This window comes from Pikeienuella piscinae (genome assembly GCF_011044155.1).
In the GTDB taxonomy this organism is placed as follows: Bacteria; Pseudomonadota; Alphaproteobacteria; order Rhodobacterales; family Rhodobacteraceae; genus Pikeienuella; species Pikeienuella piscinae.
Genome location: NZ_CP049056.1, coordinates 2,288,816 through 2,305,208, shown reverse-complemented (window position 1 = coordinate 2,305,208; position 16,393 = coordinate 2,288,816). Strand labels below are relative to the sequence as shown.

The window sequence follows — 16,393 nt, the reverse complement described above, 5'->3', positions numbered from 1 at the left end:
TCCTCTATCCGCTGTTGCCGGCGCCGCTCGCGGACAGCCACATGCAGCGCTATCCGCCGCCGCTCGGGGATGTGACCGGCCTTCCTGCGGCGTCCTTCCTTAGGGGGCTCGCCTCGGAAGAGGCGCTGACGTCGCGGCTCAGCGAACCGGCGCCTGGCTGGACCGACCCGTGCATGATGACGAACGCGTCATGATCTGGGACCGCCGGTTCGGCGCGGTCAGTCCTGAAGGCGTCGGCGCTCGTCGATCTCCTGCTGACGGAGCGGGATCCGATCGATCAGGCGGGTTAGCGCATCGACCGACATTGGATTCGGTCTGCGGAGTTTGATCTCGCCATCCTTGCCGATCAGCACCATCATGAAGCCGCGCGGTCGGAGTTTCTGGCGGAGCGGGCCGTTGGCGGCCGGGTCGGTATCGGTCAGAAGCACCACGTCGCGCTCGAGGATATCGGGCTCGCGCCGTGCGAAATCCTCCATTTGCTTCTGATAGCGCGGGTCCTTCGGACTGTCGGCGAATACAACGACGGGCCGCGCCTCCCAAAGATATCCGGCGAGCGGGTTCTCCGCCGCGTGAAGCGGGCCGGAGGCGAGCAGGGCTATGACGCCGAGCGCATGGAGGAGGTGCATGCAAGGTCTTATCATGGTTTCGAACATAACCGCGTCCGCGCGCAATGCGAGAGGCCGATGCGTAAAGCGCGGCGGTTCGCTGCGTCGCGCGCCGTCAATGACGAAGCTGTGAACGCCCTGCGCCCCGCCTAGCGAGCCGCCGGCGGGTCAAGGCGTATCGCGCCTACGTCGAATCTTCCGGCGCTTGGGGATGCGGGACGGCGATGGGGGCGATAGACGCGGTCGCATTGCAAAACCTCTCAATCTGAACGCAAAACGGTATAGAACCGGATGAGCAACAGCGTAGCGCCGCGCGGATCGCGCCTGCGCCGAGGAGACCAACATGACGAACGACACGGACCTTGCCGCCTGGCGCGCGCTCGCCGCGAAGGAGCTGAAACGCGACCCTTCGAGCCTGACCTGGAAGACGCCGGAGGGAATCGAGGTGAAGCCGCTCTACACGGAGGCGGATCTCGAGGGCGCGGACCATCTCGGCACGCTCCCCGGTCTGGCGCCTTTCACACGCGGGCCGCGCGCGACGATGTACGCCGGGCGCCCGTGGACGATCCGGCAATACGCCGGGTTCTCGACCGCGGAGGAATCGAACGCCTTCTACAGGCGGGCGCTGGCGGCCGGGCAGAAGGGGCTTTCGGTCGCCTTCGATCTGGCGACGCATCGTGGATATGACAGCGACCATCCGCGGGTGATCGGCGATGTCGGCAAGGCCGGGGTCGCGATCGACAGCGTCGAGGACATGAAAATCCTGTTCGACGGCATCCCGCTGAAGGAGATGTCGGTCTCCATGACCATGAACGGCGCGGTGATCCCGGTGCTGGCCAGCTTCATCGTCGCGGGACAGGAGCAGGGCTGCGATCTCGCCGATCTTTCCGGCACGATCCAGAACGACATCCTGAAGGAATTCATGGTGCGGAACACCTATATCTATCCGCCCGAAGCCTCGATGCGGATCGTGAGCGACATCATCGCCTACACCGCCGAGAACATGCCCCGTTACAATTCCATCTCGATCTCCGGCTACCATATGCAGGAGGCGGGCGCGAACCTGGCGCAGGAGCTGGCGTTCACGCTGGCCGACGGCAAGGAATACGTGAAGGCGGCGATCGACGCCGGCATGGATGTCGACCGGTTCGCGGGAAGGCTCTCCTTCTTTTTCGCGATCGGCATGAATTTCTTCATGGAGGCGGCGAAGCTGCGCGCGGCGCGCCTGCTCTGGCACCGGATAATGGAGGGGTTCGGCGCGCAGAAGGACAGCTCGAAGATGCTGCGCACCCATTGCCAGACATCGGGCGTCAGCCTCGCCGAGCAGGACCCGTACAACAATATCGTACGCACCGCCTATGAGGCGATGTCGGCCGCGCTTGGCGGCACGCAGTCGCTTCACACCAACAGCTTCGACGAGGCGCTGGCGTTGCCGACGGATTTCTCTGCGCGGATTGCGCGCAACACCCAGCTCATCCTGCAACATGAGACCGGGATCACGAATGTCGTCGATCCGCTCGCCGGCTCCTATTATGTCGAGAGCCTGACGAAGGAGCTGGCCGACGCCGCCTGGGCGATCATCGAGGAGGTTGACGATATGGGCGGCATGACCAAAGCCGTCGCCTCCGGCATGCCGAAGCTCCGGATCGAGGAGAGCGCGGCGAAGCGGCAGGCGGCGATCGACCGCGGCGAAGAGGTGATCGTCGGGGTCAACAAGTACCGGCTCGAAAAGGAGGACGACCTCGAGATCCGCAGCATCGACAACGCCGAAGTGCTGCGCGCGCAGGTCGCGCGGTTGAAACAGGTGCGCGAGATCCGCGATCAGAAGGGTTGCGACGCCGCGCTCGCGTCGCTGGAGACCGGGGCGCGTGAACGGAGCGGAAACCTCCTCGCGCTGGCGGTGGAGGCGGCGCGGGCGCGCGCCACGGTCGGCGAGATTTCGGATGCGATGGAGCGCGCCTTCGGGCGCCACCGGGCGGAGGTGAAGACATTGGCGGGGGTCTACGGTGCGGCTTACGAGGGCGACGCGGGGTTCGCCGCGATCCAGAAGGACGTCGAGGATTTCGCGGCGCGCGAGGGGCGCCGCCCCCGGATGCTGGTGGTGAAGATGGGCCAGGACGGCCACGACCGGGGTGCGAAGGTGATCGCCACCGCCTTCGCCGATATCGGCTTCGACGTCGATGTCGGGCCGCTTTTTCAGACACCGGAGGAGGCGGCGCAGGATGCGGTCGATAATGACGTGCATGTTGTCGGCATCTCGTCACAGGCGGCGGGGCACATGACGCTGGCGCCGAAACTGGTCGAGGCGCTGCGCGCCGCGGGAGCGGAGGACGTGATCGTGATCTGCGGCGGCGTGATCCCCAGTCAGGATTATCAATTCCTGAAAGATTCCGGCGTGAAGGCGATCTTCGGCCCCGGCACGAACATCCCGGCGGCGGCGAAGGAAATTCTGGCGCTGATTCCTTCTGCGGCGTGAGGGCCTGGAGGCGTTCGGGTCAGGCGCGTCGTGTCTCTTCGCGGCGGCGTTTTCACAGGCGACCCTCTCGCCGTGGCTTGACCATGGAGGCCGGACACGCGCCGTGACCGGGCGCGAGAGCACATACTGGAGCCGAATGCCGTCACGACGCGGGTGCCGAGGATGGACTTCAGGCATGCCGGGCGGCCGCTTTCGCCTCTTGACGCGCAGCATCAAAGTTATGGATGTCAGGCCGGTCTGGACCTCAGGCCGAGGGCATGAAACCTGAACGCCGCGCTTCCGGGCAACCGGGGCCGCCGCATGGGGTGCGGGATCGGTTCACGTTTGAAATCGCTCTATCGGCCTTTCCGGCGCCCCCGACCGAGTTTCTCGATTTCCTCGACATTTCTCGGTTCTCCGTAATTTGCGACATCGCCCTGGACGTTGACGCCGGAGAGGTTGAAGGGGACTTCGGCCTTCATGAAGCGCAGCTCGGCGACTTCGCCGTTGAAGGTCAGGTCGTCCCAGGTGATGTCGTAGCCGTCCTTGACCAGGAAGGCCCGCATGCCGGCCGTCGGCGAGGTGTTCTCGAAGATGCTGTCGGTGACGTGGATGTCGTGCGGGATGGCGTCGACATTCGCCGCCGTCAGTACGTTCCCCCGGTCGAGCACGGTGACGACGACGCCGTTCGGGCTGTTGATGAACTGGCTGCCTTCCACGACGATCCCGGAGTTCATCTTGGTCGGGTTCAGATCTCCGCTGTCGTAATACAGGCTCTTGATGTCCATGCCGCTGACGCCATTGCCATAGAACACGCTGTTCTGGACATGGCCGTCCCGGAAGCCGCCGGCGGTGTCGATCCCGTCGCGCGCGTTGTGATCGAAGAAGCTGTCGATCACCTGCATGCGCTGCGGGCCGTGGTCGGTGTTGTCGCCTTCCGTCTTGATCCCGTCGCCGAGGGATTTCCGGAAATGGCTGCTCAGGATGCGCGCGTCGTCGGCGCCGCCCACAAGCCGCACCTGGTAGAAGCCGCCCTCGAAATAGCTGCTCCGGATCGTCAGGTCGTCGCCGCCCGGAACGTCCACATGCATCGCCACGTTGCCGGTGAAGGCGCTGTCCTCGATGGTCACGTCGTCGCCATCGACGACCAGCACCCGCTTGGCGTGATAATCCGTCCCCGATTGCGGGTTCGCCCCGCGATACCCCGTTCCCGGCGCGTCGATCGCCGTGAAGGTCATGTTGTCGATCGTCACCCCGTCGGAAAGCACGAAGAGCGCCGAGCTGTCCTTCGCACTCGTCCGGACATCGAACCCGCCGCCATCCACCGCGGTCAGCGTGAAGTCCTTCGGAAGCCGCAGATTCGCCCCCGAGATCTGATAGGTGTCTTCAAGAACAAGCGTATCGCCAGCCTTGAACCGATTGGCCAGAAGCGATCCGATCTCCCCAGAAACATCCTGACCCGAATTCCACCCCAGATCAGAGGAATAGACGGCGCCATGGAGGCGCGTCTCCGACTGGAGGTAGGCGCCGGAAATCGCGATGAAACCGATCACTCCGATCAGGGCGCTGAACTTGATTCGAGCTCTCATTTGTCTGGCGTCCTCAACCGATTTGATGTCTCTGTGGACATCAGCGAACTCCGACTTCCGGGCGTTTTTCAATCGCGCCCATGGCGTCGATACAGGCTTTGATCACGATCCGCTCGTCGAAATGCTCTTCGATATGCGCGCGCCCGGCGCTTCCCATCGCCGTCAGTTCGGCGGGCGACGCGCGCGCGATGGCGGCCATGGCTCTGGCGAGATCGTCGCTGTTCTTCGGCGCAATCAGATAGCCGGTCACATGATCTCGGACGACAGTGCGGCACCCGGCGGTGTCCGTGGTGATGACAGGCCGACCGCAGGCAGCCGCTTCGAGAAGCGAGCGCGGCGTGCCCTCACGGTAATAGGTCGGCAAGACCACGCAGGTTGCGTCTCGCAGGGCTGGCCGCACGTCGCGGACCTGCCCAAGATAGTCGATTATTCCTTCGTCGACCCACTCCGCGACGGTCTTTTCGGGGATCGCCGCCGAACTCGGCGCCTCAAGCCCGCCGGCGATCCTGAATTCAGCTCCGGGGCAGACCGCACGAACCTGCCGTGCGGCCTCGACGAACTGACCGACCCCCTTTTCCCACAGGAGCCTTCCGATCAGAAGGAAAACGGGCGCATCTGGACGGCTGGGCGGCGGAGAGACGGAAAATCGCTCCAGGTCAACGCCCGAGCCCGGCAGAAGCCTGGCTTTTTCGGCCGAAATCGCTCGCATCCGAATGAATTCATCGCGGTCCTCCAGATTCTGGAAGAAGACGACCGGCGCTGTTCGGAAGGACTGACGATACATGGCGCCCGCGAACGCGGTCAGAGCGCCGTTACTGGAAAACAACGTGCCGAGTCCTGTGATGTTTGGGATGATCGGCGTGCCGGTCAGCCGGGCGGCCATGCCGCCATACAGGTTATTCTTGATCGTATAGCTGAATATGATGTCCGGTCTGATCCGCCTGATCGCCCTGAACATGGCGAAAAGGGAGGCGACCTCGCGCGGCGGCGACGTTCCCCGACGGTCGAGTTTCAGCTCGACGATCCTGCAGCCCAGTTCCGTGCGCACCGCGTCCGTGCATTCGTCGAATGGCGCGAGGGCGATGACCTCATGGCCCTCGTGTTGCAACGCGCGGATGAACCCCGAGCGAAAATTCACGAGATTGAAGGACGTATTGGCGGTGACGACGATCTTCATTCGATCACGTTCGCTGCAAGCGAGACCTTCAGCATGAGACCTCCCGATATATTTCCGCCATGGCGCGGGCGCAGGTCGGCCAGCGAAAGCGCGCCGCGTGCGCCCTGCCTTCCTGGATGATTTTGGCGCGCCGCTCTCCCGCATTGCACATGGCGACGATATCCCCAGCCAATGTTTCGGGATTGGCGGCGTCCGACAGGCGCCCCGCCGAGCCCACGACTTCGGGCAGCGAAGTCCTGTCAGAAGATACGACCGGCGTTCCGCTGGCCATGGCTTCCAGAACCGGAAGTCCAAAACCCTCGTAGAGCGAGGGATGAACATAGAGCGCCGCGGCCTGATAGAGCGCCCGGAGCGCGCCATCCGAAACATAACCGGTGAGGTGCACACGGCCGCGAAGCGCGGGCGTCTCAAGCATCCTTTCGAACTGGCCGCCGTCCCATCCGTCCCCGCCGACAAGGACCAGATGATGGGGGATGCTGTCCAAGGCAAGCGCCATCGCGCTCAACAGCCCATGCAGGTTCTTTCGCGGGCTGACCGCTCCCGCCGAGAGTATGAAGGGCGTATCCTCGGGCGGCAGGTCCAGACCGGCGAGAAGCGTCGGGTCCGCGGGCGCGAAGAACCGTTCCGAGACCCCCTCCAACACAACGCGCAGCCGTCCGTCGACCGCCGGGCCGACATAATCCCGAACTTCATCAGCGGTGGATTGCGACACGCATACGATCGCATCGGCTTTGCGGACAGCCTGATCGAGGCTGCGTTTCATGACCCATGGACGGGTATTCCCGAAAAATTCCGGATGGGTGAGCGGTCCGAGATCGTGAATCGTGACGACAAAGGGCTTTCTCGTGGCTACAGGGTAGCCGAGCGACACGGCATGAACCACATCCACCCGAGCGTCGAGGCGCGACTCGAGCGTCGGAAAGTCGAGAAAGGTCCAGAGGAGCGATGTTCCCCGCCGCCCCAGCCCGGTCAGCTTGAGGCCGACTTCCCGTCGCCGGGCGTCCAAGACATCTGGAGACAATGCGGACCATCCGGCAACCGGCGTGACCCGCAGGCAGTCAAGCTCCTGAAGGGAGGAAAACAGCTCGCGCGCGTATCGCGCGAGTCCGTGTCCTTGCGCATCGGCGAACTGATTGGCGAAACAGGCCACGTTCAACACGCCATCGCCGCCGGCCGGAAGGGGGTCAATGGCTGCGTATGGCAAGAATCGTGCCCCCGAATGCCGTGTTCCAGCGCCGCCGCAATCGGCTGCGCAGGCCGGCGGGCAACGCGACCCCGAGGAGCGCCGCCCATGAATCCAGCGCGAAGGGCCAGAACGCGATGGCGAGGATGTAGTGGCCCGTGGCGGACCAGCGCTTGTCGAGATAGTGGAAATGGACGCGACCCGCGCGCCGGTGAAAGGCGGCATGCGCCGACAGGCGCACGCGCAGGCCTTGGCGGCGCCGAAGCGCCGCGTACTTTTCCAGAATTCGCCGGTGCGCGCGCAGCTCTCTTGTGGGGTCTGACGCCGTGCGCGGCCCCTGATGATGGCGAAGATCGACAAGGGCCTCGGGCACGCAGCCGATTTTCGTTCGCTGGGCGATCCGGATCCACATGTCCCAGTCCTGACGCGCGGCCAGTTCGAGGTCGAAGCATCCGGCCTCCTGCAGCAGCCGCTTCTCGATAAGGTAGGTCGATGTCGGCGCGGTGGCGTCCCGCACCAGAAGCGCGCGAAGCAGGTCGCCCTCCGGATAGGCGTGTTGGGGCGCCGCGATCACGGCGCCGCTTTCCACCTCGACTTCGCGCAGGCCGGTGTAGACCGCGCCATAGCCCGGCAGCGCCTTGAGCAGCGCGATCTGTTTTTCGACCTTTCGAGGCCGCCAGACGTCGTCGCTGTCGAGGAACGCGACATATCGGCCCCTCGCGGCGTCGATTCCCCTGTTCCGCGCCGCATTCCCGCCGCCGCGCGCCTGCCGGATGTAGCGCAGCGGAATGGAGGCGCTTCCGGCCCAGCGCGCGACTGTTGTCTCGGTATCATCGTCGGACCCGTCGTCCACGACGATGATCTCCATGTCGCTGTAGGTCTGGGTCTGAACGCTCCGAAGCGCGTCACAAATCAGATGCGCCCGGTTATGTGTCGGGATCACGACCGATACAGCGGGCGCGCCTTCAACCATCGAACCATGTATCGGTCGGCTTCCAGGCGACCTGTCTTTCAAGTTCATCTCGCGAGATACGATTCTGCCTGTCCCAAACCAGGGCGTATGCGCGAAATACCGCAGTTGCTGAATGAAGGGCCGAGATCAGGCCCGGGACGCCATCTCTGACTCCGAGCTTGTAGAAATACTTCTTGATAAATTCTTTAATTGGCGCCCAAATCAACAGCCATCCTTTGATCTTCTTTCCACGATCTTCGATATTTTTTACAATCTCCTCCAGATAAACCCCGCTTTTCGTCAGTCGTTTTTCGAAGTTATGTTCGTTAAAATGGATCATCCTGCGTTTCAATTGTCCGATCCGTTCGCTAGGGGCGTCGAGATGGCACGTCTCATGAAACATGCCTCCGAAGCGAAACAGGTCGCGACGGGCGAGGTGGATAAGGTTCCAGTCTTGCCAGCCGCCGCCACGCATCGGACGGTGCATGAAGTGGTTGAGGCGGCGAAACCTGTATCCGTCCTTCGCCGTATCGCGAATGGCTTGCCGGATTTCGGCGGCGAGATCCGAAGTTACGCGTTCGTCGATATCCATGTGCAGCAGCCAGTCGCTTCTGGCCGCGTCGATTCCTTTGTTGCGCTGGTCGCTGTAATATTCACCTTCTCGCCGTGGCAGGCGCAGGAAACGGACCTTTGGTCCCGCGGCGGCGCAAATCGCCTCGGTTCTGTCCGTCGAGCCGTCGTCGACGATGACGATTTCATCCACCCAGCTGGACAGATGGTCCAGGAAGCCGGGCATGTCCTCCTCCTCGTTGTAGCAGATGGCTACAACGCCAAGCGATGGGGGCCGGGGGTCTTGCGCGCTCATCGATCAGCTCTCGGGCCGCCCGGTTCCGGAATCCGAAAGCAGCGTGTCGAAATAGGCGATGGTTTTCTCCAGTCCTTGTTCCAGCGTCACCGTCGGCTCCCAGTCAAGCGCGGCGCGCGCCCGCGAGATGTCGGGGCGACGCTGTACCGGATCGTCCTGGGGCAGCGGGTGATAGGCGATCTTCGAGCGAGAGCCGGTCATCTTCACGATTCGATCCGCCAGTTCACCGATGGTGATCTCAACCGGATTGCCGAGGTTCAGGGGCCCTGGGCAGTCAGGCCCGGTATTCATGAAGCGAATGATCGCTTCCACGAGATCGCTCACGTAACAGAATGAACGCGTTTGCGAGCCGTCGCCAAACAGCGTGATCGGCTCCCCTTTCAACGCCTGCACGATGAAATTGGAAACGACTCTTCCGTCGTTCGGGTGCATGCGCGGGCCGTAGGTGTTGAATATCCGCGCGACTTTGATGTCGAGCCCGGTCTGCCGGTGATAATCGAAGAACAATGTTTCGGCGCACCGCTTGCCTTCATCGTAGCAGGAGCGCGGGCCGTTCGGATTGACATTCCCCCAATAGTCCTCCGTCTGCGGATTGATCTTCGGGTCGCCGTAGACTTCGCTTGTGGACGCTTGGAAGATCCTGCACTTCAGCCGCTTCGCGAGCCCCAGCATGTTGATGGCGCCGTGAACGCTGGTCTTCGTCGTTTGGACCGGATCGCGCTGATAGTGAATCGGAGAGGCCGGGCACGCCAGATTGAAAATCGAATCCACCTCCACATAGAGAGGAAACGTCACATCGTGGCGGATCAGCTCGAACTGGAGGTTGTCGATAAGGTGACGGATATTGGGTTTCGTGCCGGTGTAGAAATTGTCCACGCACAGCACGTCGTGTCCATCGGCGATCAGCCGTTCGATCAGGTGGGATCCGATGAAGCCGGCGCCGCCGGTGACGAGGATTTGCTTGCTGATGCTCATTTCATGTCCAGGCTACGACTTGCGTTGGCGTCCGTCGAACCATTCTGGCGCAGCATGGCGCGCAGCCTCAGCCACATCGGCTGCAGGAATCTGTCACGCCTGCGATTGAACCAGATGCGCGGCGAATTGCGCCGCATCACGGTTTGCGCCTCCCCGGCGTCAGCGGCGTTCGGATTGTCGAGATCGGCGTCCGAGTATCCCAGGTGGCGCGCCATCTGCCGGACAGCCGGGTCCAGTTTCAGCCGATAGCCGACGTCGCGCCTCCATTTGTCGGTGGAGCGGCCATGAGCGCCGGAACCGACGGCGTCAATGGGCGGAACGCCGATGAACTGACAAATGTCGGCGAAGCCGGCGGCTTTCTCATCTATCAGATCCTCGTATCGGATTTTCATGAATCGGTCGGCGGGCAACATCTGCTCGACCACAAGCAGGTTGCGGCAGATTTCTAGCCAACCGAACTGCCGCGTCGCGGGATCGGTGCCGAACAGGGCGGCGGCAGAATACATCGTTCCATGCGGGTTGCGGACCAGGCCGATGATCTTCACGTCGAATGTGGTTTGCTGCATCCATTCAAGGATCAGGCTGAGGGCGGCCCATTGCGCCAGAAACTGCGGCGACTTCTCGAAAAAGACCGGTTGAGCCAATGTCCGGCACAGCGCTTCCCACCCATCGAAAACCAGCGCCCGGTCGTCCAGAGGGGGGCTGAAGTCCGGTGCGCATTCCGCGAGCAGATCGATCATGTAGGCGCGAGCGTTCTCGCGTCCCCCGTACCCGTCATAGGGCCGCCCCGAGTTGAAAAGCTGGCCCGGTTTTCCCAGAAGCACGGCCGCCATCAGCCACCAGTGCGTTTCAAGGTTCGAATGCGGCGAATATTGAACGGTCCGTACGTCCGGATGACGACAGATCTCGTCCTGGAACATGGTTGAACCAGAGCGTTTATCGGAAAGCAGGAGTACGACGCTGGACATGTGTAACCCCATTCACTGGCTTGAACCGGCGGACTGGCGCGCGAAAATGAACAAGCGACGATATCAGCCCGAAGATAAGGAAAAAGAGCATGGCGCCGCGCGGCGTCGATATGGCGGCGTGTCCGAACACCGCCCATGGCACAATCGCGACCATCGAGAGAAACAGCGATTGTGACATGAGCCCGGTGAATGATCGCCCCTGGCGGGAAAGCGCGCCGGTGAAAAAGAGCGCCCGGATAATCAGCGATAGATAGATTATCGACGCGATCAGGCCATAGCAGTAGTAGGCCATGGCGAATATTGCGTGTGTCGCCTTGCCGGCCTGTTCGGGCGCCTGTTGGATCTCCGCGTATCTGACGGTGAGACCCTCTCCAGCGACGAGAAAGCGTGGATGCTGCATCATGTGCTCGAACGGCTCAACATAGGCCAGAATGCGTTCGCTTTCACGCTCGTCGGCGAAAGGTTTCTCCAGCATCGCCTCGCTGCGCTTCGTGAGGCGATCGAAAAAGAAAATCTGCGATGTGATTCCCACTGACGCAACGACCGTCGCCCCGACAAGCACGGGAAAGATCACGCCGCGTCGGACGTGCTTTAGACCAAGAAACAGCGCGGCGAGAACGATCAGGATGGCGCCAATGATCGGTCCGCGCGAATAGCTCATCAGGACCCCCATCGGCGCCAGCAGGCAGGCCAGCAACGCGAGTTGGCGCCAGAGCCCGTTCATCGGCCAGGGCCAGCGGATGAACAGGGCGGCGAGCGGCCAGCATATATTGATGAACGAAGCGCCGAGGATCGAGACGCCGACCAGCGTGCGGCCGCGAACTCCGGTTTCGCCTGCCACGAGAAGCTCTCTGACGTTCTGCGAGGCCGGCTCCAGAAAGCTGTGCGAGAAGACAAGGTCCGAAACAGCGGTGCGTGTCATTGGCAGCGAAGTGAGGATCATGAGCGAGGCGGTCAACAGCACGCCCACAACCACGGCGCGCAAGACGATCTCGACGTCGCGCGGCGTTCTCACGAATTGCCCGGTGATGAAAAAGACGCTGACCGCCAGGCAAGTCCGGACCGCAATGTAGATGGACTCCGGCAGTGCGCCGAATGTGAAGGCGCCGACCAGTTCGCTGATCAACGCGAAAAGCAGGATCGTCGATATCGCGCCGGCGAAGCGCCTTTGGCCGGGCTTCATCGCGGGGCGTCTTTGCGCCATCCAGAGAAGCGAGACGATCATAAGGTCTATGAAATAGAGCGGGACCGGCCCGAGGCTCACGTTGATCTTCGGAATGGCGACGAGCACAAAGACGAAGAGCGCGAAAAAGCCGATGCCGGGCGTAGTGCTTATACGTTTATGTTTCATGCGCCGCGCGTCCCTTCAGGCCTTTGTATAGCCTAAGATGCCCGTGCAGAAATGCTTCCATGTCGAAAGCCCGCGCGCGTTCATATCCGGATCGGCCCAGCGCGCGGCGTGTGTCTGGCTCGTCGAGCAGGCGGCGGATCGCTTCGGCGATCGCTTCAGGCTTGCCTGGATCGACCAGAATGGCGGCCTTGGCGTCGGCGCCGACCACCTCTCTCAGCCCTGGCACGTCCGAAGCGATCACAGGCAGCGAGGCGTTCATGGCCTCGACCGCGGCCAGGCCGAAACCCTCCCATGCCGAGGGAATCAGAAAGATATCGGCGGCGCGGAGGAGTTCGCGAATGTCGGGCACGTAGCCCGCGAACTCCACTCTCCGAGCGATGCCTAGCGACGCCGCCTTTTCTTGCAGCGGCTGAAGTTCGGGGCCATCGCCGGCGATGACATAGCGTATCTCGCGCGGCGCGAGGCTGGCGATCGCCTCGAGCGCGACCCCATAATTCTTGGCGGGCGTCAGACGCCCGACCGAGAGCAACTGAAACGGTTCTTGCTGTCGCTCTCGTGCGGTCGGCGCGTCGAAAAGAAGACGGCATCCGTTGTGAATGACGGTCGTATTCCCGTTGATCCATGGCTGCGACCGAAGAAGTTCACTCTGCACGCCCTGGCTGATCGCGACGATCCTGTCGAACGCGGCGTAGATCTGGCGGTCGACAAGGCCGCCCAGAGGGTGGGACCTGCGGCGGTTCGAGGTGCTGTGTTCGGTAAAGACGAGCGGAGCGGAGAGGCGGCCGGCGCGGGCGAGCGCGGCGACATGCGCGCTGGCGGGAAAGAGGTGTGCATGGACGATATCGCCGGGGCCGATCTGGTTCGCATACGCCGCCAGTCGCGTCAGCGCGCGCGGGTCGTAAGGGCTCTTCAGGCCGAGAGAGACCGCGCCTTCGGGCGCGTCGCCCTCGGCGAACGCCTGCAGGGAGACAAGATGAGATTCGACGCCTGCCGCGCGCAGGTTCTCATGCAGCGCGCGGGCGATGCGTTCGGCCCCGCCCAGTTTCAGATCGCAACTATTGATGATCTGATGGACACGCAGGCCGCCGGCCGCCGAATGCGCATGGGCCGGCGTCGTCGCCTTGCGCCCGCGCAAAGTCTCCGCGAATGAGCGTAGCGCTTGCCGCTGCGGCGCCGGTAGGATCCGCGACAACAGACGCCGGCGGAACATCGGGTTGACCTTGAACTGCGTCCAAGGCGCCGGCTCCCATTGCGGGGGCGGCTCCGCCATGACCTTCGAGAAAAGCTCGGCGTATGCGTTGGCGCAAGTGTCTCTGGAGAATCGCGCACGCGCCGCCTCTGAGGTTGCGCGGCTCATCGCCGCCAGGCGATCGTGATCTTCCGCCAGATCAGCGATATGGTTCGCGAACCAGGCGGTGTCCCCCGTTTCGGCGAGGAGTCCGGTTTTTCCGTCGTCGATCAGGAAGTCCGTAATTCCTGGAAGTCTCCACGCCACTGGCGTCGCGCCCGCTGTCATGGCCTCCAGAAGCGCGTTTGGGCATCCTTCGAAATGAGAGGGGAACAGAAAAACGTCGATCTCGGCCAGAAAGTCGGCGATCTGCGCCGGCGACAGGCTGCCTGCGAAGCGGACATGACCACGATCAAGATGCTGGCGCAGCGCGTTGCGCAGCTGAGATTCGTCCCGCCCGCGGCCGGCGATGGTCAGGCGATAGGAAACGCGCTTACGGTCCAGATCACGCAACACGTCCGGCAGATGCAGCACGCCTTTCTGATTGTGTTCGAGCCGCCCGAGGAATCCCAGTTCCAGACGGTCGCCCGCCCCGCGCGTCTTGCTCGCGGCCTGCGCGAAACGCTCGGGCGATGTGCCGTTGGGAATCAGAACGATGCGGGATGGATCGGCGCCGTAGTCGTTCACCAGATCGTCACGCAGCCGCGGGACGAGGGCGACGATCCGCGCCAGCCGCTCGCGCCCGATCAGGGTAAGCCGATAGCCTTCGTCGAAGCCGTTCGCACAGCGCGCCAGAGCCCGGATTTTCGCGGGAAGATGCGCGAGCGCGCTGAGGATCGCTGGCGAATTGACGCCGAAAACGATGTCGATCTTCTCATCTTCGCACCAGTCCGCGAATGTGCGGGCCTGTAACTTCAGATTGTCGCTGTGAGGCGCAAGCTGAACACATCCTTCGTCGATGAACGCGGCGTCGGTAAGCTCGGCCTGTCGCCGACCGACCGCGGCGCAGCGCATGTCGATACCGCGCTCGAGCAATACCGGCCGCAACGTGCGATAAAACGTGAACGTCCCCCCGTCCTTGGGAACCGAGCCGAACGCAACGCGGATCAAGGGCGCGCCCGCGTCCGCGGTGGTGTTCATGCGCATGGCTGAAGCTTCATCAGCTTAGCCCCCACCAGCGACGACCGAAATCCCGGCTTTGTCGGCGCTGACGAGATCGCTGTAGACCCCCTTGGCCTTGATCGCGCCCGCATCGAGCGTAACGATCAGATCGCAGTCGCGAACCGTTGTGTGCCGGTGCGCCACCATGATCAGGGTGCGCGCGCCCGCCAGTCTGGAAATCTCCTCCATCACCAGCGATTCAGTCGCGTTGTCGAGCGCGCTGGTGGCCTCGTCGAAGACGATGACCTCAGGCTCAGGGTAGAGCGACCTTGCGATGCTGATTCGCTGACGCTGGCCGCCGGAGAGCCTGACCCCCCGTTCCCCGACGAACGTGCCGTAGCCTTCGGGAAGAGAGTTGAGGATGTAGTCCTCGATCTGCGCCATGCGCGCGGCGGTGCGAAGGCGGGTCCTGTCAATCTGGTCCTCGGGGACGCCGAAGGCGATGTTCTGCGCGATCGTCGCATCGCTGAGAAATATGTCCTGCTGCACGTAGCCGACATTCGTGCGCCAGGCGCGCACTTCCTTCGGCGTCAGTTTCCGGCCGTCGATCAGGATATCCCCTTCCGTGGGTTCTAGAAGGCCGAGAATGAGATCCATTAGGGTCGTCTTGCCGGCGCCGGTCCGCCCGACGATCCCCACCGACATGCCCGCCTTGATCGTCAGGTTGATGTTCCTCAGCCCGCTGCTGTCGGCGCCCGGATAGCGATAGGAAACGTCCCGAAACTCGATGCTCTCGCGGAAGCGCAGCGGCTGGATCGATGCGCTGGGCAGCTCCGGCAGATTGGCGGCGCTCCTGAAATCCGCGAGTATCGACTCCGCCGACGCATTGCTCAGGCGTAGCGACACGGCGGCGTTGTAACCGCGTTGAAACGCCGGCATCATCCGATAGACCGCAAGCACGAACACGCCCAGCGTCGGCATGATGGAGGCCATCGTCTCGCTGTCGATGCCGCCGCTTCTCGTCATCAGAACAAGCGTCATGAGGACAGTGCCGCCAATGGCCAGGCTCTCTATGATATGGCGCGGCGCCATTCTTACGGTGTTGGATGTCGCGTTGGCGCGGGCGAATTCGATCGACGGATGCGCGTAGCTCTCCACCAGTGTTCGCTCGCGATTGAGCAGCCGAACCTGCTTGCCTCCCGCCAGAGCTTCCCAGGCCAGACGATGGCGCACGCGGTTGGTGGCCAGGATCGTGGCGCCAAGCCGGGAAGTCAGCCGACGGACGCAGAGCAACAGGATCGCGTACAGGATCGAAAACGCGCCCATGGCCAGGATCGTGACCGTCGGATTGACGACAAGAAGCAGGACGACCATGAAGATCAGCGTCACTGATGAGACGACGAACTCCGAAAACGCCCGGAATATCTGTGAGACGACCCGCCCGGTCTCGGACAGCATGTTGGCCACCAACTCGCTGCTGTTACGCTCGAGCATCGCTTCGTAGGGTTGCCGCAGATAGACGGTCAGCAACCGTTTCGACAAGCTATGTATGCGGCCTTCCAGCCAGCGATTGGCCACGTAGACGGTCAGAATCTTCAGGGCCGCTGTAGCAATTAGAACGGAGAAAAAGCTGACGCCGATAAAGATGAGAAAATCATCAGCCGTTTGGAATGCGCCGTATTCATAAACGTAGGACAGATATTGGTTTGAATGTATCAGTCCCGGCTCATTAAGGATCTTGAGGAACGGAAATATCATGGCGACACCCACCATGTCGGCGAATCCGCTCAGTATGATGAGAGGCATTATGCACAGCGCAGTCCTGCGTTCTCGTCTTGTCAGAAGCCGGAGCGCGGTCGCGAGGCTTTTCATGGCGTCGTGCCGGCGCGCCCAGCCCGCGACGAGCTCGGATGCTCGGGCCATTCCCGCCAGGCGACCCTTCCA

The 16,393-nt window shown here is 62.8% G+C and carries 12 protein-coding genes; 1 reads left to right on the top strand and 11 read right to left on the bottom strand.

The annotated features are described in order from the left end of the window. Positions 1–218: 218 nt before the first annotated feature. Positions 219–626, bottom strand: coding sequence for a DUF4174 domain-containing protein (locus G5B40_RS11075; RefSeq protein WP_246209475.1), 408 nt, complete (start codon positions 624–626; stop codon positions 219–221). Positions 627–948: 322 nt separating this feature from the next. Between G5B40_RS11075 and scpA the strand changes: the two genes are divergently transcribed. Next, positions 949–3,081, top strand: a complete 2,133-nt coding sequence (scpA, locus tag G5B40_RS11070; protein ID WP_165098500.1) for a methylmalonyl-CoA mutase — start codon at positions 949–951, stop codon at positions 3,079–3,081. Between the two features lie 335 nt (positions 3,082–3,416). On the opposite strand, the gene G5B40_RS11065 is transcribed toward scpA, so the two are convergent. The 10 genes from G5B40_RS11065 to G5B40_RS11020 all read right to left on the bottom strand — a co-directional run bounded on the left by G5B40_RS11065 (position 3,417) and on the right by G5B40_RS11020 (position 16,222). Beyond that, entirely contained in the window at positions 3,417–4,649 is a 1,233-nt protein-coding gene (locus G5B40_RS11065) for a right-handed parallel beta-helix repeat-containing protein (protein ID WP_165098497.1), read from the bottom strand. A 40-nt stretch (positions 4,650–4,689) separates the two neighbouring features. Next, a complete protein-coding gene (locus G5B40_RS11060) occupies positions 4,690–5,826 on the bottom strand; it encodes a glycosyltransferase family 4 protein (RefSeq protein WP_165098495.1) in 1,137 nt (378 codons plus the stop codon). A gap of 28 nt (positions 5,827–5,854) precedes the next feature. Beyond that, positions 5,855–6,976 (bottom strand): glycosyltransferase family 4 protein, encoded by a 1,122-nt coding sequence (locus G5B40_RS11055; RefSeq protein ID WP_246209846.1) that lies wholly within the window; start codon positions 6,974–6,976, stop codon positions 5,855–5,857. A 34-nt stretch (positions 6,977–7,010) separates the two neighbouring features. Beyond that, positions 7,011–7,982 carry a glycosyltransferase family 2 protein gene (locus G5B40_RS11050; protein ID WP_165098491.1) on the bottom strand — a complete coding sequence of 324 codons (972 nt, stop codon included), beginning with the start codon at positions 7,980–7,982 and terminating at the stop codon, positions 7,011–7,013. Continuing rightward, positions 7,975–8,757, bottom strand: coding sequence for a glycosyltransferase family 2 protein (locus tag G5B40_RS11045; RefSeq protein WP_246209474.1), 783 nt, complete (start codon positions 8,755–8,757; stop codon positions 7,975–7,977). Before G5B40_RS11045 ends, G5B40_RS11050 begins: the two co-directional genes overlap by 8 nt. 72 nt (positions 8,758–8,829) lie before the next feature. Further along, on the bottom strand, positions 8,830–9,801 hold the full coding sequence (locus tag G5B40_RS11040; protein ID WP_165098487.1) for a UDP-glucuronic acid decarboxylase family protein: 972 nt from the start codon (positions 9,799–9,801) through the stop codon (positions 8,830–8,832). Next, positions 9,798–10,721: a sulfotransferase gene (locus G5B40_RS11035; RefSeq protein WP_165098485.1), complete on the bottom strand. Its 924-nt coding sequence runs from the start codon at positions 10,719–10,721 to the stop codon at positions 9,798–9,800. Before G5B40_RS11035 ends, G5B40_RS11040 begins: the two co-directional genes overlap by 4 nt. Before the next feature lie 16 nt (positions 10,722–10,737). Further along, a complete protein-coding gene (locus tag G5B40_RS11030; protein WP_165098483.1) occupies positions 10,738–12,120 on the bottom strand; it encodes an O-antigen ligase family protein in 1,383 nt (460 codons plus the stop codon). Beyond that, the gene (locus G5B40_RS11025) at positions 12,110–14,494 is read right to left on the bottom strand and encodes a glycosyltransferase (protein WP_165098481.1); all 2,385 of its coding nucleotides are present in this window, start codon (positions 14,492–14,494) and stop codon (positions 12,110–12,112) included. The genes G5B40_RS11030 and G5B40_RS11025 overlap by 11 nt, the downstream gene beginning before the upstream one ends. A gap of 18 nt (positions 14,495–14,512) precedes the next feature. Next, a complete protein-coding gene (locus G5B40_RS11020; RefSeq protein WP_165098479.1) occupies positions 14,513–16,222 on the bottom strand; it encodes an ABC transporter ATP-binding protein in 1,710 nt (569 codons plus the stop codon). Between the last annotated feature and the right edge of the window lie 171 nt (positions 16,223–16,393).

Coding starts and splice junctions, on each gene's coding strand:
- G5B40_RS11020 (WP_165098479.1), bottom strand. CDS start 16,222: ATGGTGGGTGTCGCCATGATATTTCCGTTCCTCAAGATCCTTAATGAG.
- scpA (WP_165098500.1), top strand. CDS start 949: ATGACGAACGACACGGACCTTGCCGCCTGGCGCGCGCTCGCCGCGAAG.
- G5B40_RS11025 (WP_165098481.1), bottom strand. CDS start 14,494: ATGCGCATGAACACCACCGCGGACGCGGGCGCGCCCTTGATCCGCGTT.
- G5B40_RS11030 (WP_165098483.1), bottom strand. CDS start 12,120: ATGAAACATAAACGTATAAGCACTACGCCCGGCATCGGCTTTTTCGCG.
- G5B40_RS11045 (WP_246209474.1), bottom strand. CDS start 8,757: ATGCCCGGCTTCCTGGACCATCTGTCCAGCTGGGTGGATGAAATCGTC.
- G5B40_RS11035 (WP_165098485.1), bottom strand. CDS start 10,721: ATGTTCCAGGACGAGATCTGTCGTCATCCGGACGTACGGACCGTTCAA.
- G5B40_RS11060 (WP_165098495.1), bottom strand. CDS start 5,826: ATGAAGATCGTCGTCACCGCCAATACGTCCTTCAATCTCGTGAATTTT.
- G5B40_RS11075 (WP_246209475.1), bottom strand. CDS start 626: ATGCACCTCCTCCATGCGCTCGGCGTCATAGCCCTGCTCGCCTCCGGC.
- G5B40_RS11065 (WP_165098497.1), bottom strand. CDS start 4,649: ATGAGAGCTCGAATCAAGTTCAGCGCCCTGATCGGAGTGATCGGTTTC.
- G5B40_RS11040 (WP_165098487.1), bottom strand. CDS start 9,801: ATGAGCATCAGCAAGCAAATCCTCGTCACCGGCGGCGCCGGCTTCATC.
- G5B40_RS11050 (WP_165098491.1), bottom strand. CDS start 7,982: ATGGTTGAAGGCGCGCCCGCTGTATCGGTCGTGATCCCGACACATAAC.